Annotated in this window: 26 protein-coding genes and 1 pseudogene; 9 read left to right on the top strand and 18 right to left on the bottom strand. The window is 38.2% G+C overall.

What is annotated here, in order from left to right; all coding sequences use genetic code 11:
* Position 1: 1 nt before the first annotated feature.
* The gene (locus tag BUC45_RS11960) at positions 2-73 is read right to left on the bottom strand and encodes a hypothetical protein (protein WP_197537071.1); all 72 of its coding nucleotides are present in this window, start codon (positions 71-73) and stop codon (positions 2-4) included.
* Between the two features lie 254 nt (positions 74-327).
* Between BUC45_RS11960 and BUC45_RS02310 the strand changes: the two genes are divergently transcribed.
* Positions 328-894 carry a YdcF family protein gene (locus BUC45_RS02310; protein WP_296970039.1) on the top strand — a complete coding sequence of 189 codons (567 nt, stop codon included), beginning with the start codon at positions 328-330 and terminating at the stop codon, positions 892-894.
* A gap of 8 nt (positions 895-902) precedes the next feature.
* On the opposite strand, the gene BUC45_RS02305 is transcribed toward BUC45_RS02310, so the two are convergent.
* The 6 genes and pseudogenes from BUC45_RS02305 to groES form a co-directional block, all read right to left on the bottom strand.
* Positions 903-1,739 carry an amidohydrolase family protein gene (locus BUC45_RS02305; RefSeq protein WP_013777518.1) on the bottom strand — a complete coding sequence of 279 codons (837 nt, stop codon included), beginning with the start codon at positions 1,737-1,739 and terminating at the stop codon, positions 903-905.
* A 32-nt stretch (positions 1,740-1,771) separates the two neighbouring features.
* Positions 1,772-2,818 carry an S-methyl-5-thioribose-1-phosphate isomerase gene (mtnA, locus tag BUC45_RS02300; protein ID WP_013777517.1) on the bottom strand — a complete coding sequence of 349 codons (1,047 nt, stop codon included), beginning with the start codon at positions 2,816-2,818 and terminating at the stop codon, positions 1,772-1,774.
* A 168-nt stretch (positions 2,819-2,986) separates the two neighbouring features.
* Positions 2,987-3,211: pseudogene (locus tag BUC45_RS02295) on the bottom strand (carbon starvation CstA family protein); the annotation flags it as partial.
* A 129-nt stretch (positions 3,212-3,340) separates the two neighbouring features.
* Positions 3,341-3,592 (bottom strand): LytTR family transcriptional regulator DNA-binding domain-containing protein, encoded by a 252-nt coding sequence (locus BUC45_RS02290; RefSeq protein WP_296970034.1) that lies wholly within the window; start codon positions 3,590-3,592, stop codon positions 3,341-3,343.
* A 145-nt stretch (positions 3,593-3,737) separates the two neighbouring features.
* Positions 3,738-5,354 carry a chaperonin GroEL gene (gene groL, locus BUC45_RS02285; RefSeq protein WP_296970033.1) on the bottom strand — a complete coding sequence of 539 codons (1,617 nt, stop codon included), beginning with the start codon at positions 5,352-5,354 and terminating at the stop codon, positions 3,738-3,740.
* A gap of 22 nt (positions 5,355-5,376) precedes the next feature.
* Positions 5,377-5,661 carry a co-chaperone GroES gene (groES, locus tag BUC45_RS02280; RefSeq protein WP_013777515.1) on the bottom strand — a complete coding sequence of 95 codons (285 nt, stop codon included), beginning with the start codon at positions 5,659-5,661 and terminating at the stop codon, positions 5,377-5,379.
* A gap of 688 nt (positions 5,662-6,349) precedes the next feature.
* On the opposite strand from groES, the gene BUC45_RS02275 reads away from it, so the two are divergent.
* The 5 genes from BUC45_RS02275 (at position 6,350) to BUC45_RS02255 (ending at position 10,835) form a co-directional block, all read left to right on the top strand.
* Positions 6,350-7,519, top strand: coding sequence for an ABC transporter substrate-binding protein (locus BUC45_RS02275; RefSeq protein WP_296970031.1), 1,170 nt, complete (start codon positions 6,350-6,352; stop codon positions 7,517-7,519).
* An 87-nt stretch (positions 7,520-7,606) separates the two neighbouring features.
* Positions 7,607-8,476, top strand: coding sequence for a branched-chain amino acid ABC transporter permease (locus BUC45_RS02270; RefSeq protein ID WP_296970029.1), 870 nt, complete (start codon positions 7,607-7,609; stop codon positions 8,474-8,476).
* 11 nt (positions 8,477-8,487) lie between these two features.
* A complete protein-coding gene (locus tag BUC45_RS02265; RefSeq protein WP_296970027.1) occupies positions 8,488-9,351 on the top strand; it encodes a branched-chain amino acid ABC transporter permease in 864 nt (287 codons plus the stop codon).
* Positions 9,352-9,354: 3 nt separating this feature from the next.
* Positions 9,355-10,137: an ABC transporter ATP-binding protein gene (locus tag BUC45_RS02260; protein ID WP_296970025.1), complete on the top strand. Its 783-nt coding sequence runs from the start codon at positions 9,355-9,357 to the stop codon at positions 10,135-10,137.
* The gene (locus BUC45_RS02255; protein WP_296970023.1) at positions 10,131-10,835 is read left to right on the top strand and encodes an ABC transporter ATP-binding protein; all 705 of its coding nucleotides are present in this window, start codon (positions 10,131-10,133) and stop codon (positions 10,833-10,835) included. The genes BUC45_RS02260 and BUC45_RS02255 overlap by 7 nt, the downstream gene beginning before the upstream one ends.
* A 73-nt stretch (positions 10,836-10,908) precedes the next feature.
* Here the strand turns inward: BUC45_RS02255 and BUC45_RS02250 are convergent, their stop codons facing one another.
* The 4 genes from BUC45_RS02250 to BUC45_RS02235 form a co-directional block, all read right to left on the bottom strand.
* Entirely contained in the window at positions 10,909-11,817 is a 909-nt protein-coding gene (locus BUC45_RS02250) for a DMT family transporter (protein ID WP_296970021.1), read from the bottom strand.
* Positions 11,818-11,894: 77 nt separating this feature from the next.
* Positions 11,895-13,307: a penicillin-binding transpeptidase domain-containing protein gene (locus tag BUC45_RS02245; protein ID WP_296970019.1), complete on the bottom strand. Its 1,413-nt coding sequence runs from the start codon at positions 13,305-13,307 to the stop codon at positions 11,895-11,897.
* Positions 13,300-14,532: an FtsW/RodA/SpoVE family cell cycle protein gene (locus BUC45_RS02240; RefSeq protein WP_296970018.1), complete on the bottom strand. Its 1,233-nt coding sequence runs from the start codon at positions 14,530-14,532 to the stop codon at positions 13,300-13,302. Before BUC45_RS02240 ends, BUC45_RS02245 begins: the two co-directional genes overlap by 8 nt.
* A complete protein-coding gene (locus BUC45_RS02235; RefSeq protein WP_276792580.1) occupies positions 14,492-14,968 on the bottom strand; it encodes an FHA domain-containing protein in 477 nt (158 codons plus the stop codon). The genes BUC45_RS02240 and BUC45_RS02235 overlap by 41 nt, the downstream gene beginning before the upstream one ends.
* Before the next feature lie 92 nt (positions 14,969-15,060).
* Between BUC45_RS02235 and BUC45_RS02230 the strand changes: the two genes are divergently transcribed.
* Positions 15,061-15,552, top strand: a complete 492-nt coding sequence (locus BUC45_RS02230; RefSeq protein WP_276792579.1) for a YhcN/YlaJ family sporulation lipoprotein — start codon at positions 15,061-15,063, stop codon at positions 15,550-15,552.
* 137 nt (positions 15,553-15,689) lie between these two features.
* On the opposite strand, the gene BUC45_RS02225 is transcribed toward BUC45_RS02230, so the two are convergent.
* Both BUC45_RS02225 and alr read right to left on the bottom strand, forming a co-directional pair.
* Positions 15,690-16,763: an NAD(P)/FAD-dependent oxidoreductase gene (locus BUC45_RS02225; RefSeq protein ID WP_296970016.1), complete on the bottom strand. Its 1,074-nt coding sequence runs from the start codon at positions 16,761-16,763 to the stop codon at positions 15,690-15,692.
* Positions 16,764-16,811: 48 nt separating this feature from the next.
* Positions 16,812-17,954 (bottom strand): alanine racemase, encoded by a 1,143-nt coding sequence (alr, locus tag BUC45_RS02220; protein ID WP_296970085.1) that lies wholly within the window; start codon positions 17,952-17,954, stop codon positions 16,812-16,814.
* A gap of 327 nt (positions 17,955-18,281) precedes the next feature.
* Between alr and BUC45_RS02215 the strand changes: the two genes are divergently transcribed.
* The gene (locus BUC45_RS02215) at positions 18,282-19,424 is read left to right on the top strand and encodes a 5-(carboxyamino)imidazole ribonucleotide synthase (RefSeq protein WP_296970014.1); all 1,143 of its coding nucleotides are present in this window, start codon (positions 18,282-18,284) and stop codon (positions 19,422-19,424) included.
* A gap of 3 nt (positions 19,425-19,427) precedes the next feature.
* Positions 19,428-19,949: a 5-(carboxyamino)imidazole ribonucleotide mutase gene (purE, locus tag BUC45_RS02210; protein WP_296970012.1), complete on the top strand. Its 522-nt coding sequence runs from the start codon at positions 19,428-19,430 to the stop codon at positions 19,947-19,949.
* Positions 19,950-20,091: 142 nt separating this feature from the next.
* Here purE and BUC45_RS02205 read toward each other — a convergent pair whose 3' ends face one another.
* The 5 genes from BUC45_RS02205 to BUC45_RS02185 form a co-directional block, all read right to left on the bottom strand.
* Positions 20,092-21,054, bottom strand: coding sequence for an acyl-CoA dehydratase activase (locus BUC45_RS02205; RefSeq protein ID WP_013777500.1), 963 nt, complete (start codon positions 21,052-21,054; stop codon positions 20,092-20,094).
* On the bottom strand, positions 21,055-22,182 hold the full coding sequence (locus BUC45_RS02200; RefSeq protein WP_296970010.1) for a 2-hydroxyacyl-CoA dehydratase: 1,128 nt from the start codon (positions 22,180-22,182) through the stop codon (positions 21,055-21,057). It lies immediately after the preceding gene.
* A complete protein-coding gene (locus BUC45_RS02195) occupies positions 22,179-23,138 on the bottom strand; it encodes an acyl-CoA dehydratase activase-related protein (protein ID WP_296970008.1) in 960 nt (319 codons plus the stop codon). The genes BUC45_RS02200 and BUC45_RS02195 overlap by 4 nt, the downstream gene beginning before the upstream one ends.
* Before the next feature lie 161 nt (positions 23,139-23,299).
* Complete coding sequence (gene gltA / locus BUC45_RS02190) at positions 23,300-24,694, bottom strand: NADPH-dependent glutamate synthase (RefSeq protein WP_296970006.1); 1,395 nt, start codon at positions 24,692-24,694, stop codon at positions 23,300-23,302.
* Positions 24,682-25,530 carry a sulfide/dihydroorotate dehydrogenase-like FAD/NAD-binding protein gene (locus tag BUC45_RS02185; protein ID WP_013777496.1) on the bottom strand — a complete coding sequence of 283 codons (849 nt, stop codon included), beginning with the start codon at positions 25,528-25,530 and terminating at the stop codon, positions 24,682-24,684. Before BUC45_RS02185 ends, gltA begins: the two co-directional genes overlap by 13 nt.
* Positions 25,531-25,549 lie beyond the last annotated feature (19 nt).

The raw sequence follows: 25,549 nt of genomic DNA, 5'->3' as shown, positions 1-25,549 counted from the left end.
ATTAACCCCTACTTTTTTTATAATCATTTATCGCTTCCTTAAGCGCGTCAGCAGCAAGATTTGAACAATGCATTTTGCTCGGTAAAGTTTTCTGAACTTAATTATAGCATAAATTACATCATTGTAATAATAGATCGGAAAAGCTTCGATAAATTCATTTATCCATAGAACACATAACTTTAAGGTTGATAAAATTTACGACAATGATAAACTAAAGACGGTAACTTCGTAATTTGATGCCGGCATAGTTAAAGAATAGAAAATTGCAGGGAAAAATAAAAAAGTAAAGGGGTCAGGGAAATATCTGATTTAATGCTCAAACGGCTCTTGTTTATAATAGTTTTTGTTTTGCTGTTCTCTTTTCTGATAATTGAAAGCTTGATTATAGTCAACTCATTTTCTAATGATGATATGCCCGTTGATTATATGATAATTTTGGGTGCAGGATTATATGGCGATGAACCGTCACCGTCTCTGAGGTATCGGCTGCAGCAAGCTTTAGAATACGCAAATAAATACCCTCAAGTGCCCATAGTAGTATCCGGCGGCCAAGGTTCCAATGAATGGATAAGTGAAGCTGAAGCAATGCAGCGCTTTTTGGTGAAACACGGAATCAAAGAAGAAAGAATAATAAAAGAAGATTGCTCAACAAATACCGGTGAAAATTTACTTTTTGCAAGAGAAGTAATTAAATATACAGGTAAGGCAGAAAGACCGAAGGTCATGATTGTAACCAGTGAATATCATATGTTCCGTTCCAAGTTTTTAGCAAGGCGATACGGATTTATCCCATACGGGATATGTGCGCCCACTCCGGCATATCCCAGATATTTAAAGCCTCTATATTACATACGGGAATATTTTGCTGTGATTAAATCCTTTTTATTTGATTAGCTTCATGCTCAAAGGCCTAGGAGGCGACAGGCGTTTTGTCCGCTTACTAGCTCTTGTTCTTCTTGGCTTAGGCCGGATTCTGATATTTCCTTAAGGTACCTTTTCATAGGCAGCAAGGGAAAATCACTTCCAAATAGCACTTTATGTAAAACTTCGATATTACCGGCTGCTTTATATATATTTTTATTATAAAGCAAAGGAGATGCAGCCGTATCATAATATACGTTTTGATTTTGTTTTTTTATCTCAGGCATCAATTCATAAAACATAAGCCCACCGCCCCAATGGGCAAATATAACTTTAATGTCGGGAAAATTTTGAGCAAAGGCACCGGCTTTTTCTGGAGTGGTGTTAGTCTTTCCGGCATAGTAATGGCCTACAGGCTCATTTGTATGGATTATCAGGGGAAGTTCTCGCTCTATACATAAATTAGCTAGGTTTGACATCTCTTTAGAATCTGCTATATCAAATCCCTGCCCTTGAGGAAAAAGTTCTCCAACGCCCTTAAGTCCGGCAGCTCGGCATCTGTCAATTTCCTTTTCCAGTTCCGTCGCTGTAGGCATAGCTACCATATATCCTATTAGTTTTTCGGGATATTTCTTTACGGCTTCAGCCGTATAGTCGTTGACATAACGGCAAAGACCCATATCTTTAAAGGCAAACCCAAAGATGACTGCCTTATCAACCCCTGAGCCTTCAAGTTCTCTTACAACATCATCAGCCGTAGCAAACTTATTTACAGGACTTTCACTTAGAAGCTTAAAGTAGTCCTCTTTTTCAGCTATTTTCTTCCAGTCTTTTATAATATCCGGCGGTGTTACATGTACATGAAAATCTATCTTCAAGTTTAACAATCTCCTTTTTTATTTAATTGCTATTAATGCCGTTCTTTAAGTTTACTTAAATTTTCTAAATATGGCGGCCTCATAATACCCTTCTCTGTTATTATTCCTGTTATATTCTCATTAGGTGTCACATCAAAGGCGGGATTATAAACATCTATGCCTTCCGGAGCAATTCTTACGCCGTTTATATGAGTAACCTCAGTTGCAGCCCTTTCTTCGATTACTATCTCTTTGCCGCTTTTTATATCAAAGTCAATAGTTGAAATAGGCGCTGCAATATAGAAAGGAACCTTAAAATCTTTTGCCATTTGTGACAGCATAAATGTGCCTATTTTATTGGCTGTATCGCCATTTAACGCAATCCTGTCAGCTCCCACAATAATTACATCAATTTTTCCATCTCTAATTAGCACGGCAGCTACACTGTCGGGGATGAGCTTAGCTGGAATCTTCTCCTGCACCAGCTCCCATGCCGTAAGCTTGGCACCTTGAAGCCGCGGCCTTGTTTCGTCGGCAAAAACCCGTATGTTCTTACCCATGTAGTGAGCTTCCCTTATAACGCCTAGTGCTGTGCCATATCCTGTGGTAGCAAGGGCACCGGCATTGCAATGAGTCAGTATGGTAGCTCCCTCCGGAACAATTTCATTTCCATACCTGGCTATGGCTTTATTTGTTTCTAAGTCTTCTTTCTCTATATTTTTCGCCTCATCTAATAAAATCTCGTAGATTTCACTATTTGCTCTATCTCTATTTACTTCTAAAACATTCATCATCCTCCGAACAGCCCACATCAAATTTACCGCTGTAGGTCTTGCATTTCCTACAATTGCAGCACTTTCTTTTATTTTTTCTAAAAACTTTTCTTTCGGCAAATCTAAAAATTTTTTAGCGGCAAGGACTATGCCATAAGCTCCGGCAACTCCTATGGCCGGGGCTCCACGTACTATCATGTCCTTTATGGCAAACTCCACATCTTTATATTCTTTACATTCAAACATAGAAAGTTTTTCCGGCAATTTTCTCTGATCAATCAAGTAAAGTTTTCCGTCCTTAAATTCTAAACTTTGAATCGAAGTCATTTGAAATAACCTCCCTGTGTAATCGTAAACTTAAAGCAAACTGTTTCTTTAATTACATTTCGATAATTCTCATGATTTTTCCTTCTTTAACATCCACGAGCAACAAATAAGATTTTAATACTTTATCTTTTGTATGTGATAAACAAAAAAGGAGCTGTCATCGTCTATAACAGCTCCTTGTATAGCTCCATATATTGGCCCGAGGCCCGCAATATTTAGTAATTGTATAAGGGCACTTTTTGTTTGACTAAGCGGGACATAATCTACACCGTCCTGTAGGGTATAAGCCGGTGTTTCTCTGCTTGGGTCTGCTCCAAAAACCTGTTCAACAAAACGGCCATAAATAAAATAACCTAATAATAATACAATAATAGATCCAATAAAAGAAAACATCATAAAACCCCCTTTATTAAAATTATTTACGTATTATATATTGTACGAATATATCGATAAATTTTCACTATTTTCTCGCTAAAAGGTAAAAAAGTAGACCTCATCGGTTGAATATGAGGTCTACTCGGTTTAGATTTCTAAACGTTCTCTTAACTTGTCTTCTAACTCCGAAAGACAGTAATTAGTTTCAAACTCACCTTTAGAAGCCATCACCTTACTGCCCTTTTCAACGGCCTCAAAGTAGTTTATGTCTGACGGATTTAATAAGTAAATTCTGTTGTTCTTCCAAACGGGGATTTTGATATTCTGAGATTTATTCATCGTTTCTACATACTCTATAAATTTATACATCTCAAAATGATTTTCATTACTTTTGAACATGTTCTATTTCTTGTTCGAGTGGAACCAGTTCCCAAGCTGCTGAAAATGGTTTTGCAATGGATGGAAATTATTAAATATAAATATTAATGTTGAATAAGCAAAAAGACCCGCAAATCACTTTGCGAGTCTTTTTATTTACGTTTTATTAATACATCATATCTTGGCCGGGCATGGGTGGCATTGGTTTTTCTTTTTCCGGAATGTCGGTTACAACAGCTTCTGTGGTGATTACCATAGATGCTACGCTAGCAGCATTTTGGAGTGTCGATCTCGTTACTTTTGTCGGATCTACAATACCCTTAGCAAGCATATCTCCGTATTCTTCACGTAGGGCATCAAATCCAACGCCTTTTTCACTGGCCTTCAGTTTTTCTACAATAATTGAGCCTTCATAGCCGGCATTTGCTGCAATTTGTCTTACCGGTTCTTCTAATGCTCTCTTTATTATATTTATGCCAATAGCTTCATCGCCTTCTGCCTGGATTTTATCAAGGGCTGGTATGGCATCAATAAATGCCGTTCCGCCACCTGGAACTATGCCTTCTTCTACAGCGGCTCTTGTAGCTGACAGAGCATCTTCTATGCGAAGCTTCCGCTCTTTAAGTTCTGTTTCAGTAGCGGCACCGACTTGAATGACAGCTACACCGCCGGCTAATTTTGCTAAGCGCTCTTGAAGCTTTTCCCGATCAAAATCGGATGTGGTTTCTTCAATCTGGGCTTTAATTGCATTAATGCGTTTCTTAATATCTTCAGTTTTGCCAGAGCCCTCGACAATTGTAGTATTTTCTTTATCTACTCTTACCTGTCTTGCTCTGCCAAGCATACTCATATCGATATTCTTCAGATCCATGCCAAGGTCTTCGGAAATCACCTGTCCGCCAGTCAAAATAGCTATATCTTCCAGCATTTCTTTTCTGCGATCTCCAAATCCAGGAGCTTTAACCGCTACACATGTCAATGTTCCGCGCAGTTTATTAACAACCAATGTTGCAAGCGCTTCGCCTTCCACGTCTTCTGCAATTATAACGAGCTTCTTGCCCTGCTGTACTATTTTCTCCAGGATGGGTAGCAGGTCTTGAACTGTTGTGATCTTTTTATCGGTTATCAAAATATACGGATCGTCAAGGACAGCTTCCATTTTTTCAGTATCGGTTACCATGTAGGGAGATATGTATCCCCTATCAAATTCCATTCCTTCAACTACTTCAAGTGTAGTTCCCATTGTCTGTGACTCTTCAACAGTAATGACACCGTCTTTACCTACTTTTTCCATAGCTTCGGCAATAAGTTCTCCGATTTCTTCATCGGCTGCGGAAATTGATGCTACTTGCGCTATAGCCTCTTTCGTTTCAACAGGTTTGCTGAAGGTTTTAATCTCCTCGACTACTGCGTCTACAGCCCTTTTAATACCCTTTTTCAAAATTATCGGATTGGCGCCTGCCACTACATTTTTCATACCTTCATGTATAATGGCCTGAGCCAGCAAGGTTGCTGTAGTAGTTCCATCACCTGCGTCATCTTGTGTCTTTGTAGCAACTTCCTTTATTAGTTGAGCTCCTGCATTTTCATAGGGGTCTTCAAGTTCTATTTCTCTTGCTATGGAAACACCATCATTAGTAATAGTGGGTGTTCCAAACTTCTTCTCTAAAACAACATTACGTCCTTTAGGTCCTAAAGTTACTTTAACAGTATCAGCAAGCTTATCAATACCTTCCAATAAAGCTCTACGAGCATCTTCTTCGAATTTTATCTGTTTTGCCATTTAAAAATCCCTCCTCGCATTTTTATTCCAATATAGCTAGAACATCACTTTGTCTTAATATCAAATACTCTTCACTATCTAGTTTAACTTCTGTCCCTGCATACTTGGAGAAAATAATTTTATCTCCTACTTTTACTTCTAATGGAACTTTTTTCCCATCAATGATTTCACCGGACCCAACTGCAACTACTTCACCTTTCTGAGGTTTTTCTTTCGCAGTATCTGGCAGTACTATGCCTCCCTTAGTCCTCTCTTCTTCCTCCAAAACTTTGATGACAATTCGATCACCTAGTGGTTTAATATTCATTGTATAACCCTCCTTTTATGATTTTATTTATCAATCTTGTTTAAAGCAAAAGCTTTTAACAAAGCATGAAGGACTTTGCTGTTAAATTCTATTAAGCAAGTTGTTAGCACTCCCTCGTGATGAGTGCTAACTTCATTTAATATGATATACAAAGCTTCCATTAAAATCAATTTCTCTTATTCTCGCTGTTAGTTGAATAAATTGTATTTTTGCCAGTTATACTGCTTTTTTCTTTATTTTTCGCGTTATTTAAATAAAATCCACTTTTGTATTTTTCCACTTATAGAAGAAAAATATGCATGTTTTATGCGAATATATTTATAAATTATCATTTTTATTAGTGACATTTTGATTGATTTAGATTATAATATGATATAAAATCTAATGTTTTATTATATATATAGGATGTGGGAGTGTACCTAGGGTTCCGGCTATATTGCGTCTGGTCCGAGCGGTACAGCTAGTTTTTCTAGTACACCGTGAGTATAAAAGACTCTAGCGGCAGGTTCCACTTATGCTTTGTCATGAGTAATCTGCTATTTTTTTATACTTGGAACTTTGGGGGTGGTGTATAATATAGTAGGGTTAAAGTCTAAAGTAGTTTAAATATTTACGAATTGAGTTACTTGTCTGAAGAAAGCTTATTTTTATTAATATCATTTTGAAAATACTCGCAGGAGGTTATTTTATGCTTATGTCTAAACGCTCAAGGTTTCTAACCATACTTTTTATAATTATGTTGACAGCAGCACTTTTATCCGGCTGCAGCCAAAATCAGTCGGAAAAAAGTCCTGATACATCACAACCGGCAAAACCTGATGAAACAATTAAAATTGGTACTATAGGTCCTCTTACCGGAAATATTGCTACTTATGGTCTAAGTACTAAAAACGGTGTAGAGATAGCTGTGGAAGAGTTTAATCAAAACGGTGGAATCAACGGTAAGCCTATAAAGCTAATATCGGAAGACACACGCGGCGAACAAACCGAAGCTGCCAATGCTGCTTCAAAACTCATAGAGCAGGATAAGGTAGTAGCCATTGTCGGAGGCGTAATAAGCTCGGAAACGCTCACTGCCGGTCCGATAGCCAATGATGCTAAAGTTGTTATGATTTCCTCTTCATCAACAGCAGCCGGAGTTCCGGAAATTGGTGATTATATTTTCAGAAACTGCCTGTCAGATGAAGTTCAAGCTATACAATTAGCCGAATACGCCGTTAAAGAATTGGGGCTTAAGAAATTTGCCATAATGTTTACAAACAATGATTATGGTCTTTCACTTAAGGAAGCTTTTGAGGCAAAAGCTAAAGAACTTGCAGGAATAACAGCCATAGAAACCTATAACGATGGCGAGAAAGACTTCAGGGCTCAGCTCACTAAGATTAAAGGAACAAATCCTGATGCTTTATACATCGCAGGTTATTATACCGAAGCCGCCAAGATAGCCCAACAGGCAAAAGACCAAGGTCTTAATGCTCAAATTCTCGGTGCAGACGGTTTTTATTCCCCTGTATTACTTGAACTAGGCGGCAATGCCGTGGAAGGTGCAGTTTTTACAGCCGGATTCTTTACTGATGATCCTTCTGAAAACACACAGAATTTTGTCAAGGTATATAAAGAGAAATTCAACAGTGAACCTGATATGTTTGCGGCCCAAGCATATGACGCAGCAATGATACTGTTAACTGCTATTAAAAACACTGATGGCAAAGGCGGAGAAGTTCTTCAACAGGAAATGGCAAAAACTAAGGATTTCCCAGGTATCACTGGAAACACATCTTTTACAGATGTTGGAGATGCAATAAAAGATATAATTATATTAAAAGTAGAAGATGGAAAATTTACCAAGCTTCGTTAACAATAACAGTTGATGTTAGATAAATTTGTCAATGGATGGACTAGTCCATCCATTGACTTTGCCCTTTAGAAAGGAATTGATTTAGAAATGTTTTTCGAACAAATAATAAATGGTCTAACACTTGGCAGCACATATTCATTAATAGCTCTTGGTTATACAATGGTATATGGAATTTTGGAACTTATTAACTTTGCACACAGCGAAATATATATGATTGGAGCCTTTATAGGACTTACAATGGTTTCGGTTTATAAGCTGCCTTTTTTTGCAGCACTTCTTATTAGTATGATAGGATCATGTATATTAGGCATTATTATTGAAAAAGCCGCATATAAACCGTTAAGGAAAGCTAATCGCATAGCTCCGCTGATTAGTGCAATAGGAGTTTCTATCTTTTTGCAAAATGCCGTCTTAATGATAGTTGGTCCACAAGCCAGGTCATTTCCTTCCGGTCTTCATATAACAACTTTGAATATCGGAGGATTTCGTATTTCAACATTACAGCTTTTAATTTTGTTTGTATCTATTATTCTTATGGTAGGATTGCACTTTTTGATACAAAAAACTAAACTCGGTCAGGCTATGAGGGCTACTGCTCAAGACAAAGAAGCTGCTCAGTTAATGGGAATAAAAATCGATCATGTTATTACCTTTACTTTTGCCATAGGTTCGGCATTAGGTGGGGCCGCAGGAGTACTTGTCGGAGTTTATTTTGATTCAGTTGATCCAATGATGGGATTTTTCCCCGGTTTAAAGGGATTTGTAGCAGCTGTACTGGGGGGAATCGGCAGTATTCCCGGTGCAATGCTTGGTGGCTTAATTCTCGGACTTGTCGAAATGGTTGGAGCGGTTTATATGTCACGATATAAGGATGCTATTGCTTTTGCAGTTTTGATATTTATTCTATTACTTAAACCTACCGGGCTTTTGGGCCGCAGTGTACAAGAGAAAGTGTAGGTGAAGTAAGGTTGAATTATTATCTTCAAATATTGACAGTTATTATGATAAATTCTATACTAGCTGTAAGCCTGAATTTAATAACAGGATATACTGGCCAGCTTTCTCTTGGTCATGCAACGTTTATGGGTATAGGAGCATATGCTGCCACCTTGTTTACGTTAAAGTTGCATTTGCCTTTTTTAATCTCCATTATCTTAGGTGCTTCTGTAGCAGCTTTTTTTGGATTCATAATCGGAGTGCCTACCTTAAGATTAAAAGGCGATTATCTTGCTATCGCTACTCTCGGCTTTGGCGAAATTATGAAAAATATCCTTTTAAATCTTGAAATTACAGGCGGTCCTATGGGTCTTCGAGGTATCCCAAAGGTTACAAATATATATATCTCTGCAGTAGCACTGTTTTTGGTCATTTTTTCTCTAAATCGAATAATGAATTCCCGTGTAGGAAAATCCTTTATTGCAATCCGCGAAGATGAATTGGCGGCCGAAGCAATGGGAATAAATACTACTCAGTTTAAAATTCTCGCATTTATTATAGGTGCATTTTACGCCGGATTAGCAGGAGGGCTATATGCTTTTTTGTTCCGGTACATAAATCCGAAGGACTTCGGATTTATGAAGTCAATTGAAATACTGTGTATGGTAGTTTTGGGCGGAATGGGCAACACTTATGGTGCTGTTTTAGGCGCATGTATAATAACTGTGCTGCCTGAGCTTTTACGTTCAATATCACCGGTAATCGCTCAATATCGTATGGTCTTTTATGGTTTGCTGCTTATTATAATGATGATTGTAAAACCTCAAGGGATAATAAGTGCACCATCTTCAAATAAAAAAGAATACAAAAACTCACTCGAGAAAGGAGGTCAATAATCAATGGAACTATTAGAAGGTAATAATCTTACAATGGTTTTCGGAGGTCTTTCAGCATTAAATTCAGTTGACATTAAAATAAATAAGGGAGAAGTTTTAAGTGTTATCGGCCCCAACGGTGCCGGCAAAACTACTCTCTTTAATCTTTTAACCGGAGTATACTCACCTACAGAAGGTAAAATATACTTTAGAAAAAAGGAAATTAGAAATCTTAAGCCTTATGAAATTACAAAAATGGGCATTGCTAGAACCTTTCAAAATATAAGGTTGTTCGGTGAAATGAGTGTCCTTGATAATGTTATAATCGGACAGCACTGCCGCACTAAGACAGGTGTTTTTGGCGCTATATTTAAAACCCCGTCAACCAGGAAAGAAGAGGCACTCGTTAAGGAAAGGGCTATGGATGTTCTCAAATTTGTCGGTCTTGAAGCACTGCACAATGAAAAGGCAAAAAATCTTCCATACGGCAAGCAAAGGCGTCTGGAAATGGCAAGGGCTTTAGCTACAGACCCGGAACTTATTTTACTTGATGAACCAGCAGCAGGTATGAATCCTCAGGAAACCAACGAACTAATAGAGCTTATTGAAAAACTTAATGACAAGGGTAAAACAGTGCTTTTAATAGAGCACGATATGAAATTGGTCATGGGTATTTCTAAGCGAATTATGGTGCTTGACTATGGTAAGAAAATAGCCGATGGACCTCCTGACGAGATAAAAAATGATGAAAAGGTCATAAAAGCTTATCTTGGGGAAAGTTCCCTCAAGGAGGGCCGTGCATGCTAAAGCTAGATGATATTGTAACACATTATGGTAACATTCAAGCATTAAAAGGAATATCTATCGAGGTAAAGCAAGGAGAAATCGTTACAATCATAGGGGCTAATGGAGCCGGTAAGACGACTACATTAAAAACCATCTGTGGCCTTATATCTCCTACTTCAGGTAAGGTTTATTTTCAAAATAAGGATATAACAGGCAAAGCAACTTCGGATATAGTAGAGGCAGGTATAGCCATGGTTCCCGAGGGGCGTAGAGTTTTCCCCAGGATGACTGTACTGGAAAATCTTCAGTTAGGTGCTTACCTTAATAGAAACCGACAGGAAGTAAAAAATTATCTTGAAGAAGTTTTTACACTTTTTCCTATTCTTAAAAATCGTAAAAGACAAATTGCCGGCACACTTTCCGGCGGTGAGCAGCAGATGCTAGCCATAGGCCGAGCCTTAATGGCCAAACCAAAATTGCTGCTTTTGGATGAACCTTCCATGGGGCTTGCACCTAAAATAGTAGCAAATATATTCGATATATTAACAGAAATAAACAAAGAAGGAACCACTATCCTATTAGTAGAGCAAAATGCCCGAATGGCTTTATCAATAGCTCATAAGGGTTTCGTCATAGAGACGGGTAAAATAGTACTACAAGATACTGCAGAAAATCTTTTAAAAAATGAAGAAGTAAAAAAAGCCTATCTTGGAGAATAAAAAAGTGAGCGTCTCAAAACTATTTAAAAAATAGTTTTGAGACGCTCACTTTTTAATATAAATTAAATGCCTTTTACAGTGTTGTTGTTTCTGCCGATTCTTTAATGCATTCGGTTGCTCTGGCGGGAACTATTTCTGTAATTAAAACTCCTGCTAGAACTAAAACAAAACCAACTACTGTCTTTAAAGCCAGGGGTTCTCCCCAGAACAGGTAAGAAAAGATGCCTGCAAAAATTGACTCAGTGCACAGTATCACAGCAGCATGTGTAGAACTGGTATATTTTTGAGCAACATTTTGAACAGCAAAAGCTCCAGCAGTGCAGAATACCGCGCCAAAGAAAATTGAACCCCATATTTCTAGGTCATAACTTAAAGATATGGCAGGTTCTTGGATTATTGCAATACCCATAGTTATTATGCCTGTCAGTGCTATTTGTATAAATGCTATATTTATCGGATTGGATTTTTTTACATAGTATTCGGTAAAGGTAATCTGCAATGCAAAACATAATGCACACAATAATGTGAGTATATCCCCCCAGCCAATAACTAAGTTTTCATCGATAGAAACAAATCCTAAACCCACAAATGTTATTATTGCACCGACTATTTGGTTTAGTTGGGGAAATTCTTTTGTTATAAAGTAAGCCAAAAATGGCACCATAACCACATTACTGCCGGTAATAAATCCGGACTTTGACGGGGTTGTATAAACAAGACCAACGGTCTGAGTTACAAAGCCCAACAGCACAAACAGACCAATGATTAGGCCACCCTTAATATCTTCTTTAGTTATATTTTTTAATTGTTTATGAAATATTACGGCCATAAGTAATGCACTTAGAGTGAACCTTAAGCCAAGATACATGAGTGGAGTAATCGCTGTTAAAGATTTCTTTTCTACAACAAAATTCAGCCCCCAGCCAAGAGCCACGAAAAATAATGCTATGTCTGCAATCGTACTTTTTTTCAAATTGTTCACCTCTAACTTCTACAATAAAATTTAGTCATTTATATTAGGTTTTACAAGTGCAAGTAAATTCAGCTATATAGAGCTAACTATTTTAAGCTGTTCAAATACTGCAAGATTACATCTCGCGCAATAGGGCCGGCAACAGCACCTCCTGAACCTGCATTTTCCACTATAACCGCTAATGCAATCTCGGGGTTTTGTGCCGGAGCAAAGCCGATAAACCAAGCATGTGCCCTACCATGCGGATTTTCAGCACTTCCTGTTTTACCGGCAACTTCAATTCCATTTATTGCTGCAGCGGTTCCGGTACCGTTTCTTATGACTTCTACCATAAGGGCTTTTATCTTATCGGCTACTTGCTTGCTCACTATCTGAGTCGTGCTTGTGCTAGATTTCACAGTTTTTACATCCCCCAGTGGAGAAATAATTTTTTCCATAATATATGGGGTTACTGCTCTGCCTTCATTTGCAATAATCGCAGCTACCTGAGCCATCTCCATTGGTGTAGCCAAAATCTTCCCTTGGCCTATAAAAGCCTCGGCCATTTCAACATCACCTCCAAGCATAGAAGGTCTGGGAAAAGTGCTTTTGGCTACGGGAATATCACATCTATTGGAGCTGTTAAAGCCAAAACTTTCAGCCATCGATATCATTTTTTCCCTTTGCACCCTCTGCCCTATTTGAATAAAAACAGTATTGCTCGAATATCGAAAAGCTGTGGACAAATCATACTCACCAGGCCATAAATGTTCTGAATCTCTTATAATGTTTCCATTAACTTTTATATATCCAGGAGTATAAAAGGTTTCAGTCTCTATTTCAGGATTATGTGTTAACGCTGCTGCTAATGTTATGATTTTAAAAATTGAACCCGGAGGGTAAAGACCCTGTGTGGCTCGATTCATTAGAGGTTTGTCCTCATTATTAGAAATGGTTTCCCAATCTTGCTTAATCGTTGACGGATCATAGCCTGGGGAGCTCACTAATGCTAAAATTTGGCCGGTTTTCGGTTCTAGTGCTACCAATGCTCCCTTACGACCTTGAAACAAATTATAAGCCTTTTTTTGCAAATCTAAATCTATGGTAAGATATAAATTACTTCCGCGTTCATTTACTCCTAATATCTTTTGGCGCAGAAGTGCAACCGGATCCTGCTCAGATATTCCCAGCAATTCACCGTTAAAAATACTTTCAAGCCCTGCTCTGCCTAGAATTCGGTCCGAATATCCTACAAGCGGTCCTATAGCTTTTCCGCCATTATATATCCTTTTTTTATTTCCACCCTCTATGCCTGACTCGGCTAAAGGTCTGCCTTTCCTATCATAAATGGTCCCCCTCATTACTTTTTCTTCCTGCTCCCATAGTCTACGATTATATGAGCTTTTGATAAGCCTTTCCCGCTCGACAGTAGTAAAATATGTTAAATATATTATAAGCGAAATAAAAAGGAAACAAAAAACAGTAAATAGGAGTTTTATATTTCTCTCAAGCTTATCCATCCTTTTCACCGCCTGAAGCCCTTATCTTTATGCCGTTCAGTATTCCCAAGGAAATGAAGCTCATAACCATGGAGCTGCCGCCATAACTCATAAAAGGTAATGTCACTCCCGTCATTGGAATAAGTTTTATCACTCCACCTATTATAGTAAAAATTTGTATTCCGAAAAAAGATGTAATACCTAAAGCTGACAAGCTTAGAAAGCTATTTTTTATGGATAATGATATCCTTATCCCTCTATATACCAATAAAAAATATACTACAATTAATGCCGATGCGCCTAAAAAACCAAATTCTTCAAAAAATGCCGAAAAAATGAAGTCCGTGGTAACAGCCGGTATATAGTCTGGACGCCCGAGACCTAAGCCGGTACCAAAAAATCCGCCTTCAGCTATAGCAAAAAGTGATTGTACGATTTGATAACCCTTACCTGGGACATCTTCCCAAGGATTTAACCACGCCTTCACCCTGACTTGTACATGTCCAAAAAATTCATAGCCTAAAAGGCCTGCAATACATGCAATGACAATGCCGATTATTGTGAGATCTATGCGAGATGTAGCCACAAAAATAATTGCAAGAGCCGTACAATAAAAAAGCATTGCTCCACCCAAATCTTTGGCTGCTGCCAAAAGAGCCAGGATTATAAAAATTTGCCCAAAAAACTGCCATGGATTCTCTATCTTTTTATTTTTTAAGCTGTCGGCCAAAAAAAGACTGAATGTTATTTTTGCCAACTCTGAAGGCTGAAATGAGAAATTTTGAAATGTTATCCAGCTTTTAGAACCCCAGCGTTCCACTCCAAGAACTAGTGGTGATGCCAATAATAATGCAGTTATCACAAAAAGGTAAAATGAACCTATCCTAACTTCAACCCAAGCTTTAGATATAAATGTACTTGCAAAAAATAAAAATAAACCTATCCCAAACCAAGCTAGTTGCTTGACAGCCGATTCGGGGTTTATTCTGTAGAGCATTATCAATCCTAATTGAGCTATAAAACTTACAAGAATAAGTAATGCTGGATCTTGTTCGGGAAATAAAATATTACTTAAAAAATATCCAAAAAACATAATCACCATAAAAATTATATCACCATAAATAGGCACAGGGGAAAAAGAACCTTCACGCACTGATAGCAGCAGAGATGCTATAAGTCCTATTAATGCAGTTATTGCTATATTTTTATTGTAAGTAGCTTCGGTCCCCGGTTCCAATGGTTTCACCTCTTAAGAACGTAAATTTTTTTGTACCCAGACGAATTTCGTCCTTTTCTTTTAACCTAACCGGTTTTTTAATTTTTTTACCATTTAAAAATGTGCCATTTGTACTGTTTAAGTCTTGAATTACTAACTTTGAACCTCTTTTTGCAATTAAAGCATGTTTGCTGGAAATAAAAGGGTCATCAATAATTATATCTGCATCATCAGCTCTGCCTATCGTATTTATATCAAACAGCGTGTGTTTTTTGCCATTTTCTTCTACTAAGATAAATCCAGTTTCCTTTGGATAGTTTTTTTCTCTTCTTAAATCTGCCATCATTATTTTTAGGAAATTGAACAAAAAATAATATATGAGAGCAATAAAAATATATTTTGAAACTCGTGACAGCAGTTCAAACACTAAAACCACCTCAAGTATATTATACCACAAATCACACATGGTAAACTCTGGCTGATAATTTTACCCTTAAACTTACAGTATAAAATACCTTCAAATTTCTTATGATAAAACTAGATAGGAGGGAAAAAGCCATGAAAAAAATATTGGTATTAAGCTTAATACTGTCTTTAAGTCTTTCATTGGCCCTTGGCGGTTGTAGCACAACTAAAAAACCAGCTCCCAAGCCGGCTCCTCCTGCAAAAATGACGCCTACGCCGTCGCCTGCTAAAAAGCCGGCAACTTCAGCTCATACAAGAGCTACTAAGTTAGCTAAGGCAGCGGAGAAGGTCGAAGGTGTTAAATCGGCTACTGTTGTTATAACTGATTCTACAGCCATGGTTGGTTTGGAAACAAATCCGAATATTGAAGCTAAAAAAACCGAAGAAATTAAGACTAAAGTAGCCGATGAAATCAAAAGAGCCGACACTGGTATTAAAACAGTCAGTATCACAACAGATCCGAACCTAATCACTCGTTTAAAAAAAGTAGCCCAAGGTATAAAAGAAGGAAAGCCGATCTCTAGTTTTGCTGACGAAATAGCCGAAATTACTCGTAGAATAACTCCAAAAACCAAAACAAAGTAAATCTAAAAAGGAAGCATCGCATGGTTGCCTTTAAATAACTTGCGATACTTCCTTTTTTTTGAGAAAAATTAAAAAACATTTTTTATTAATACAAAAATTTTCGTTTTTTATGAGATATTTACTTTATAATAATATTTTTAGCTTTCAACAGACTGCTGTTTTGCAAAAAACTTTTCTAATAAAGTTATCGTAGTATCATTTATCAGATGAGGATTTAGCATAAAACCATATATCCTATTTTTTTCTAAATTCTTAATTAACTCATCCATTTCATCGAGATTCCTTTGACGCCATAGTTTAGCTAAAAACCTTTCAAACTTCAGTTTTGCAGCAAAAACTGCTCTCAAATTTTTATCATAGGATTGAGCATTAGAAGCTATGGCTTTTACGGCTTCCATGGCACTTATAACAGCCATATCGAGTCCTCCGCCGTGCAAAGGAGATGTAAGGCCCGCCGCATCGCCTACCAATAATATATTATCATACTTTAAACTTTCAGGTATTGCCGTCGGGCATATACCGCCGATTTTTTTTAATATTTCATACTCGCTTAAACCTTCTTGTTCAATTATCTTATCAAGGCGCGCCCACAGGCTTTCACTTTGCACCGGATAGAAATCTCCGACACCGACGTTTGCAACATCCTTTCCTTTCGGAAAAATCCAATAATATCCCCAAAAATCCGGCATCAGACCAACTTTAAGGCAATTACCGATATGAGAAAAGTCTCCTTTTAAAGTGTATTGAACTGTCCTTGCGGAATTTTCTTTATGAAAACTTGAAAAACCATATAACCTTGATGTAACCGAGGGAGCACCGCTTGCATCTATAATATAATCATATGCTGTTCTTAGTTGTTCTAACTCTCTATGCTGAACAGGAAAATCTTGTTTAATTATAACATTATTATTTTCTGCTTGCTTTGACAATGCTTTTTGCCAAACTGCCCTATCAATCATCCATAAATTTAAATAACTGGCATCAAAGCTATACGTCGATTTAGCTTTTACTATAATTTGTTCCACTTTAAACAATACACCTGCACATGGTTTTCCCAACAATTTCATGGTATCGAAAAAGCCTTCGGCACATTTTATATTTTCACCGATTTTAGCTTTTTCAAAGAGTGTTACATCAAATCCTTGCTTAGCAGCTTCAATGGCTGCTGTAAGCCCTGCCGGCCCACCGCCTATAACTAAAATTTTGGTCAAACAATCACCCCCGTTGATCTTGGTATTAGTAAATTATTTTTAATGCGTTTAAAATACCTTTTCCCCAAATATGCTCTTGACTTTCCACGGTTTATTATTTTTTATAAACACTTTTGGAACTCTCTGCTTGTCACCCATGAAAATATAATCATATACAGGCAGCACTGTTTCATTGCCTTGTCTTCCCCACAAAACAACCTCATCGCCGACCTTAGCATCCGGAATATTTGTAACATCTATCATCATCTGATCTGCACATACTCTTCCCACCACAGGAGCTTTTTTGCCTCTTACGAGCACAATACCATTATTTGAGTATAGCTTAGTATATCCGTCATTATATCCTGCAGGCAGTGTTGCAATAATTGTATCTTTATCGGTTATGTATGTTCTATCATAGCCTATACTGGTATTTGGGCCCAGTTTTTTTAGGAATACTATGGTTGTTTTAAAGGTCTGAGCAAAATTGACTTTGATTTTATCTTTTTCTTCTTCTGAGTTATAGACACCATATACAAGATCACCGATTCTAACCATATCAAACTTTTTCCATGTATCTGGCATGGCAACAAATGCTTCGCTCGATGCACAGTGTTTAAGCGGTATTGAATACCCTTCTTGATTAAGCCGTTTCAAAACACTTGAAAACAGTTTTAACTGATAACTCATAAATTCTTTATCATGAGGAGTGGCAAAATGGGTATATACACCCTCTAGCTCTATATTCTGCATAGTGCTAACTTCGCTGATGAAATTCAATGCATCCTCTGGGAAAATACCTATTCTGCCCATACCCGTATCAATCTTAACATGGATTTTTGCACTTTTATTCATTTTTGCCGCTTCACAGGAAAGCCTGTGTACGGTGTCCAAATCGCAGACCGTCTGTACAATATCATACTTAACTATTTCTCTTTCTTGACCTTCCATATTCAAACACATATTTAAGATTGGCGCGGTTATACCTGCCTTCCGCAAGTAAATTCCTTCTTCAAGTCTTCCAACGCCCAACCTTGATGCACCATTCTTTAGAACAGTTTTGGAAACTTCAATCATGTCATGGGTGTAAGCATTGCCCTTTACAACAGCCATCAGTTCTTTATTTCCAATTAATCTCTTTATATTATTCGTATTACTTGCTATCGTATCCAAATTTATTTCCATGTACGTTGGACCGATTGGTAATTCCATCAATTTACTACCTCCGAGTTAATTTAGTGTTATTATGTCAATTTTGAATATACATAATATTGTCCGGCAGCTTTTACAGTCTGCTAAAATGATTATGGGCCGCTCATCTATTATTATAGCATTTGGTAAAATATCCATCAAATTATCGTTATAACTCTATTTTTTTTGGGAAATATAATATTACCTGTTAATGACTAGCGAGGTACTTTTACCTAATGGTATCGATAGTTAGTCATTAACAGGTTTCTTGTGTTTGTATAAAATTGTCCAAGTTTATGATATAATACTTTTCAAACAAAGTAATTATTTTAGGAGATGAACTAATTCATGGCTCACCCAATGGATTTTAAAATTGGCATTATCGGAGGCGGTCAACTGGGGAAAATGCTGGCACAGGAAGCAAAAAAACTTAATTTTACCGTAACGGTTCTCGATCCTACACCTGAGTGCCCAGCCTATTCATTAGTAGACCGCCAAATCGTAGCAGGATTTTACGATGAGGATAAAATTCGTGAACTTGTCGTAAATAGCGACATTACTACTTTTGAGATAGAACATATAAATACTCGTATACTTAACGAACTCAGCGCAAAAGGACATAAAATATTCCCTTCTCCTCATGTTCTTGAAATTATACAGGATAAATCTAAACAAAAACAGATGCTGGACAAAAACGGCATACCTACCGCCCGCTGGGTCATGGTAAATGATGATTTGTCCGATGCTATTGAGAATTTCGGGCTTCCCGCAGTTCAAAAGGCATGTAAGGGCGGTTACGATGGCCGAGGTGTTTATGTAATTGAAAAACCTGAAGATATTTCAAATGCCTTAAAATGCGACTCATTTTTAGAGGAACTTATTCCTATTGAAAAAGAATTAGCAGTAATGGTTGCGCGAAACACAAATAAGGAAATAAAATGTTACCCCGTCGTAGAAATGACTTTTGACCAAAGGGCCAATATATGTGATAATACAGTAGCTCCGGCCCGCATTGAAGAATCTGTCAAAAGACAAGCTTTGGATTTGGCTATGAGATGTGTCGAGGCTTTGGATGGTGTCGGTATTTTTGGTATAGAAATGTTTCTGACACCGGATAAAAAGGTTCTTGTAAATGAAATAGCTCCTAGGCCTCATAATTCCGGGCATTATACCATTGAGGCCTGTATTACATCACAATTTGAGCAGCATTTAAGAGCAATAACAGGTTTACCTCTAGGTTCTACTGAATTAATAATACCGGCAGTGATGGTTAATCTTCTTGGTGCTGAAGGCTACCAAGGCAAACCTTGTTTTGAAGGTGTAGAAGATATACTGAGCATACCAGGCGTAAACCTTCATATTTACGGAAAAAAGGAAACAAAGCCTTTTAGAAAAATGGGGCATGTCACCATTGTTGACAAAAATCTGGATAGTGCTTTAAAAAAGGCTGATATGGTAAGAAAAACTATAAAAGTCATTTCGGAGGGATAGAAAATGGATGATAAGGTTTTGGTAGGTATAATCATGGGTAGCGACTCAGACCTTCCCGTAATGAAGGAAGCTGCTAAAGTATTAGAGAAATTCAACATAAATTATGAGATTACCATAGTATCTGCTCATCGAACCCCTCAGCGGATGTTTGACTACGCTCGATATGCGGAATCAAGAGGCATCGAGGTAATTATAGCAGGTGCAGGGGGGGCTGCTCACCTTCCCGGAATGGTAGCAGCTATTACTACATTACCGGTCATCGGCGTGCCCATCAAAACCTCCACTTTAAATGGTCTTGACTCATTGTTTTCAATAGTTCAAATGCCCGGTGGCGTTCCTGTTGCTACTGTAGCAATAAACAATGCAATAAATGCCGGCTTGCTTGCGGCACAAATCTTGGGAATTAAATATGCTGCTATTAGAGACCATATAAAAAAATATAAGGAAAATATGAAGTCCGAAGTAACGGCTAAGGCCGAAAGGCTTGAAACAATAGGATATAATGACTATTTAGGCGATGAGTAATTCTCGAAAAGAGTACTTACACATGTGGCAATGCAACCGCTAAGCTGTATGAAAGGTATTACTGTTATACCCATTATTTAAGGGGTGCCGCTCAAATGGCACCCCTTATCATTTCCACTCTTTCTTTACTTTTTAAAGTATATTATGCTACTCCATTATCTACAATTTTCCACTTATTACATCTATCTCCCCATCGAGCTATGACCTTGCCCTCCATCTTTATATTAACAACCTCACAATGGTTTGGGCAACCGCTACATTCGAAACTGTCGGCTGTAAATTCTATGTTTGATAATCCAAATCCCTTAAATCGGGTTTTGGATATCTCCGCATCCTTTGCCAACAATGCGGCACCTATTGCACCCATAACATCATAGTGCTTTGGAATGTATATTTCTTCTTCAAGAGCATCTTCAAAGGCTGCTTTCATACCAGTATTTGCTGCTACCCCACCTTGAAAAACTATGCGGGGACGAATTTCTTTACCTTTTGCAATATTATTTAAATAGTTTCTTACTAGAGCTTCGCACAAGCCACGAATGATATCCTGGGTTTTATATCCTAACTGCTGTTTATGAACCATATCCGACTCGGCAAAAACAGCACATCTACCGGCAATGCGCACAGGACTTTCAGACTTTAAAGCATAATCGCCAAACTCCTCTATGGGAATATTCAACCGATTGGCTTGTTGGTCAAGAAATGAACCTGTCCCTGCGGCGCATACCGTATTCATGGCAAAATCAGTCACAACTCCATCTCTAAGAATGATAATTTTAGAGTCTTGGCCGCCTATTTCAAGAACCGTCTGGACATCCGGAACTTCTCGCAGAGCCGCCACCGCATGCGCGGTAATCTCGTTTTTTATTACATCCGCACCAACGATTACACCTGCCAATTGACGGCCGCTGCCGGTAGCCCCAACTCCCTTTACATTCCATTTGCCCTTATTCCGAAATGAAAGCTGTTCCATCCCTTCTTGAACAGCTTTTATGGGATTGCCCTGTGTCCTGATATATATTGCCTCTTCTAAAAAGCCGTCCTCATCTATTAAAACAAGGTTCGTGCTAACCGAACCCACATCAACACCTAGATAATGGGACAATTAAGCCATCTCCTTTACATACTGTGATTTAACCCTAAAAGACTCAGCTTTTTTTCGTTTAGCCATAAGTAAATCTACAAAAGCCTCCAGCCGGGTTCGTAAGCCTTCTTTCCCTGTCTGTTCATCAAGACTTATGGTTAAAAACCCCAGCCCATGCTCTTTACATACCTTTGGAAGAATACTCTTTGCTACGATTTCAGGTATGCAGGTAAAAGGTGAAAGCTGAATTATCCCATCAAAGCCTCTTTTTGCAAAGAGCACCGAGTTTCCTACCGATTCCCTGCCATGACCTCCGCACATTTCCTTAAAATAGGGAGCAGCCATTTTCTTAGCATCTCTATCGCCTGCAATATGGAATAAATCCATTACTGCATTAGATATGGTATATTCTGATAGAAACATGGAACGCTCAACATAAACTCCCAATTCTCCCAGCATTTCTTCAATTTCCAAATTTGAAGAGGGCTCCAGTAAAACATAGATTTCTCCTACAATTCCAATTTTTATCGGATCGTAATCTTTTTTTTCTATCGCATCATATAAAAGCTCAACTTCACGTTCTATTTCCCTTAAATCACTATATTTTTTTGCTCCTGCAATTAATTCTACACATTTTTTATATGTTTGAGTGGTGTCACCTCTTTTGACCTCCAAGGGTCTCATCTTGTGTGACAACCTCTCCGCCTTGTCCAAAAGAACTAATTGTTTCCATGCAAATCGGCCTATAGATATATAATCCTTTAAACTAAGCCTGTCGTTTATCAGTTTTTTTATATTATCTATCAAATCCCTGAGATGTCTTCCGGGTGGCTCTAATGTAATCATTTCAAATTCGTATCCTAAATCTTTTAATATTTTTTCCTGTAGAGTCGTATACAGGCCTGCTCTACAAGGTCCAACACCGCCGGAAGAAACCAAAGTATCGGCTCCTGCTTCAAGCACTTGGATATATGTTCCTAAGACAATCTTGAAAGGATAGCAGGCAAATTCGGGAGCATATTTAGTCCCATAGCTGATTGTTTCTTCAGTAGGTCTTGGAGGAACTACCACTTCATTACCAAATGCTGTTAACAATCTTTCAAACGGGATATAAGATGTTCCCATATAAGGAAAGGAAACCTTTCTCATGCCATTGCCGCCTCTTTCTTTGCTTTTTTTATTTTCAACATATCCACAAAAGCTTCAAGCCTTGTATTTAAACCTTCCTGACCAGTTTGCTCATCAAGTGTTATAGTCAGATATGGCATTTCGTACTTCTTAGCATCAATTTCCATAAGTTTATCAACAATAAAGTCAGGGCCACATCCGAAGGCTGTAACGTGTATTATTCCATCAACATTTTGATTTTCAAAAAGACAATATGCCGACCTTATAACTTCATTGCTAAATGTCCAGAAAAGCGTCTTTTTAAGTTTACTTGCTTGTTTTTGCTTATCCTTTTCCCTAAGCATCTCAGGAGTAACCACATATACACCCATATTTATCAGTTTTTTTATAAGATCTAAACTTAAGTATGGATCATAGAGCATATATGGATAACCCAAAACCGCAAGACATATGGGACTATTTTTTTTCTGCCCAACAATTCCCAGAGGCGGGATACCTCCTTGCAGAAATTGATGAGTATAATTTTTAAAACTCAGTAATGCTTTTAAATATGCATTATATGCTTTAAAAAAACTTTTCTTAAACTTCTTAGCAAATTTCATGCAAAGCATAAATAAGTCAAGTCTGCCTCTTTTTAAATCCACCCTTACTTCTAACATATTTTTAAACTGTGGTATGGAACAAGAGAGCATGTCCGGCAATCCTAAAAATTTAGGACAAAAGGTAGCATCATGTTTTATCTTCACTAGTCGTGGAACTAGCACGTAATCAACTCTATCCTTGAGATTCCGCACATGACCATGAAATAATTTAATAGGAACACAGGCATCAGTGATAGCATCTTCAATGCCCAAATCCATAATTTCTTTGGTCGTTTTGTCAGATACCACTACATCAAAACCCAGCTTCTCAAAAAAGGTTTCCAGAAACGGGTAGTAGGCATAATAAGCCAGTGCTCTAGGAATACCTATCTTCATCCTTATCTCTCCTCTAAATTACGCCTTATTAAATATATTTCAACGAGGATTTAATAATTCCTTCATCAGATTCATAAAAGGGCGGAAAAAGTAACTACACTAATTATAAAACGGTTCCGCCCTTTATGCATTATCTTTTATATTTTATCGCTTTGCGCTGCTTATTTACCTTGCAGATACTCATGTATCGATTGAGCAGCTTTCTTGCCGGCACCCATTGCTAAGATAACCGTAGCCGAACCAGTCACTATATCTCCGCCTGCCCAGACTCCTTCTTTTGAAGTCCTGCCATCTTCATCGGTTTCAATATACCCATATTTGTTGAGCTTAAGACCTTCCGTAGCCTCAATTAGTAGAGGGTTTGGACCGGTCCCTATGGCAATCACTACCGTATCCATATCCAGGGTGAATTCGGAACCTTTTATGGGAACCGGCCTGCGTCTGCCTGAGGCATCAGGCTCGCCAAGTTCCATTTGAATGCATTCCAAGCCTTTTACCCATCCCTTTTCATCACCGATTATGCGGGTTGGATTTGTCAGAAATTTGAATATAATTCCCTCTTCCTTAGCATGTTCAAACTCTTCTTTTCTTGCAGGCATTTCTGATTCCGAGCGTCTGTAAACTATGTATACCTCCTCGGCTCCCATTCTAAGGGCAGATCTTGCCGAGTCCATAGCTACGTTGCCTCCACCTACAACTGCTACTTTCTTGCCAACCTTCACCGGTGTATCAGTTTCAGGAAATTTGTAGGCCTTCATGAGATTTATCCTTGTTAAAAATTCATTAGCCGAATATACACCTAGATAGTTCTCCCCGGGAATTTTCATAAACTTGGGCAGGCCTGCACCTGTTCCTATAAATACAGCCTCATATCCCTTCTCGAAAATATCATCTACTGTCAATACCTTACCCATGACCATATCTGTTTGTACCTTTACACCAAGTTTTTTTAAGAAATCTACTTCTTGCTTTACTATTTCTTTAGGTAATCGGAACTCAGGTATACCATAAATCAAGACTCCGCCAGGTTCATGAAAAGCCTCAAATACTGTAACATCATAGCCCAGCTTGGCTAAATCTCCGGCGCAGGTAAGACCTGCAGGGCCGGAACCTATTACTGCCACCTTTTTGCCTATGGGATTAGCTTTATCAGGAATTTTTACCCCCTGCTGCCGCTCCCAATCAGCCGCAAATCTTTCAAGTCTTCCAATGCCTACCGGGTCTCCTCTTTTTGCCAGTACGCATTTTTGCTCACACTGTTCTTCTTGAGGGCAAACTCTTCCGCATACTGCCGGAAGACTATTGGTTTCTTTTATAACGCTTATGGCACTTTCGAAGTTTTTTTCTGCTATATGTTTAATAAAACGAGGTATTTGAACCTGTACCGGACAACCTTCCATACATGAAGGTTTCTTGCAGTTTAGACATCTCTGGGCCTCATTTATTGCATCTTCTTCTGTATAGCCTAGTGCAACTTCATTAAAGTTTTTGCTGCGCAATTTTGCATCTTGTGAAGGCATGGGGGTTTTTGTTTTGCTTCTGTTTATTGATGGCATTTGCAGGCACCCCTTTCGCTATGATATTTATCTAATGCTAATTTTTCTTCGCTTGTATATGTTTGGAGCCGCTTCATAAGTTCATCGAAATCTACCTTACTTCCATCAAATGCAGGACCATCTACACACACAAACTTAGTTTCTCCACCCACTGTCACCCTGCAGCCTCCGCACATGCCTGTACCGTCTATCATAATTGGATTTAAGCTGACCATTATAGGTATATTATATGGTTTGGCAATTTCTGTCCCAATTTTCATCAATATTGGCGGGCCTATGATAATGATTTCATCAAATTTCTCTCCCTGCTCCAGCAGCTCCTTAAGAACTACAGTGACAAAGCCATGACGCCCTTTTGAACCGTCATCTGTGCAGACATATGTTTTATCACTGACCGCCTTTATTTCTTCTTCCATTATAAGCATATCAGCTGTTTTTGCACCAATGATGCTGATTACCTCAGCTCCGTTTTCATGCAGCATCTTGAGTTTTGGATATAGTGGAGCTACCCCAAGTCCTCCGCCAATTCCGAGAACTTTTTTGTGGTTTGAAAATTCTACTGCCTTGCCTAATGGACCTACAAAGTCTGCCAAGTAATCCCCGGCTTTAAGTGTTCCTAGTTCTTTGGTTGTTTTGCCAACTTCTTGGAATACTATTGTTATAGTGCCCTTTTGTGTGTCATAGTCAGCTATCGTAAGGGGGATTCTTTCTCCACCTTCTTTTATCCGCAGGATTATAAACTGCCCGGGCCGGGCTTTTTGAGCTACTAGCGGCGCATCTACCACAAACTGTTTGATGGATGGCGCTAGGTCTTTTTTGTCTATTATTTGAAACATGGTAAACCTCCTTAAATTT

Origin of the sequence: Tepidanaerobacter sp. EBM-38 (assembly GCA_001896545.1) — a bacterium.
Classification (GTDB): domain Bacteria; phylum Bacillota; class Thermosediminibacteria; order Thermosediminibacterales; family Tepidanaerobacteraceae; genus Tepidanaerobacter.
Note: the sequence above shows the minus strand (reverse complement) of the source record. Positions and strands in the feature narration are given on the sequence as shown.

What these genes read in the sequence shown, in the direction of transcription:
- mtnA (WP_013777517.1), bottom strand. Translation starts at nt 2,818, where the DNA reads ATGACTTCGATTCAAAGTTTAGAATTTAAGGACGGAAAACTTTACTTG.
- BUC45_RS02290 (WP_296970034.1), bottom strand. Translation starts at nt 3,592, where the DNA reads ATGTTCAAAAGTAATGAAAATCATTTTGAGATGTATAAATTTATAGAG.
- groL (WP_296970033.1), bottom strand. Translation starts at nt 5,354, where the DNA reads ATGGCAAAACAGATAAAATTCGAAGAAGATGCTCGTAGAGCTTTATTG.
- groES (WP_013777515.1), bottom strand. Translation starts at nt 5,661, where the DNA reads ATGAATATTAAACCACTAGGTGATCGAATTGTCATCAAAGTTTTGGAG.
- BUC45_RS02275 (WP_296970031.1), top strand. Translation starts at nt 6,350, where the DNA reads ATGCTTATGTCTAAACGCTCAAGGTTTCTAACCATACTTTTTATAATT.
- BUC45_RS02270 (WP_296970029.1), top strand. Translation starts at nt 7,607, where the DNA reads ATGTTTTTCGAACAAATAATAAATGGTCTAACACTTGGCAGCACATAT.
- BUC45_RS02260 (WP_296970025.1), top strand. Translation starts at nt 9,355, where the DNA reads ATGGAACTATTAGAAGGTAATAATCTTACAATGGTTTTCGGAGGTCTT.
- BUC45_RS02255 (WP_296970023.1), top strand. Translation starts at nt 10,131, where the DNA reads ATGCTAAAGCTAGATGATATTGTAACACATTATGGTAACATTCAAGCA.
- BUC45_RS02245 (WP_296970019.1), bottom strand. Translation starts at nt 13,307, where the DNA reads ATGGATAAGCTTGAGAGAAATATAAAACTCCTATTTACTGTTTTTTGT.
- BUC45_RS02235 (WP_276792580.1), bottom strand. Translation starts at nt 14,968, where the DNA reads ATGTGTGATTTGTGGTATAATATACTTGAGGTGGTTTTAGTGTTTGAA.
- BUC45_RS02230 (WP_276792579.1), top strand. Translation starts at nt 15,061, where the DNA reads ATGAAAAAAATATTGGTATTAAGCTTAATACTGTCTTTAAGTCTTTCA.
- alr (WP_296970085.1), bottom strand. Translation starts at nt 17,954, where the DNA reads ATGGAATTACCAATCGGTCCAACGTACATGGAAATAAATTTGGATACG.
- BUC45_RS02215 (WP_296970014.1), top strand. Translation starts at nt 18,282, where the DNA reads ATGGCTCACCCAATGGATTTTAAAATTGGCATTATCGGAGGCGGTCAA.
- purE (WP_296970012.1), top strand. Translation starts at nt 19,428, where the DNA reads ATGGATGATAAGGTTTTGGTAGGTATAATCATGGGTAGCGACTCAGAC.
- BUC45_RS02200 (WP_296970010.1), bottom strand. Translation starts at nt 22,182, where the DNA reads ATGAGAAAGGTTTCCTTTCCTTATATGGGAACATCTTATATCCCGTTT.
- BUC45_RS02195 (WP_296970008.1), bottom strand. Translation starts at nt 23,138, where the DNA reads ATGAAGATAGGTATTCCTAGAGCACTGGCTTATTATGCCTACTACCCG.
- gltA (WP_296970006.1), bottom strand. Translation starts at nt 24,694, where the DNA reads ATGCCATCAATAAACAGAAGCAAAACAAAAACCCCCATGCCTTCACAA.
- BUC45_RS02185 (WP_013777496.1), bottom strand. Translation starts at nt 25,530, where the DNA reads ATGTTTCAAATAATAGACAAAAAAGACCTAGCGCCATCCATCAAACAG.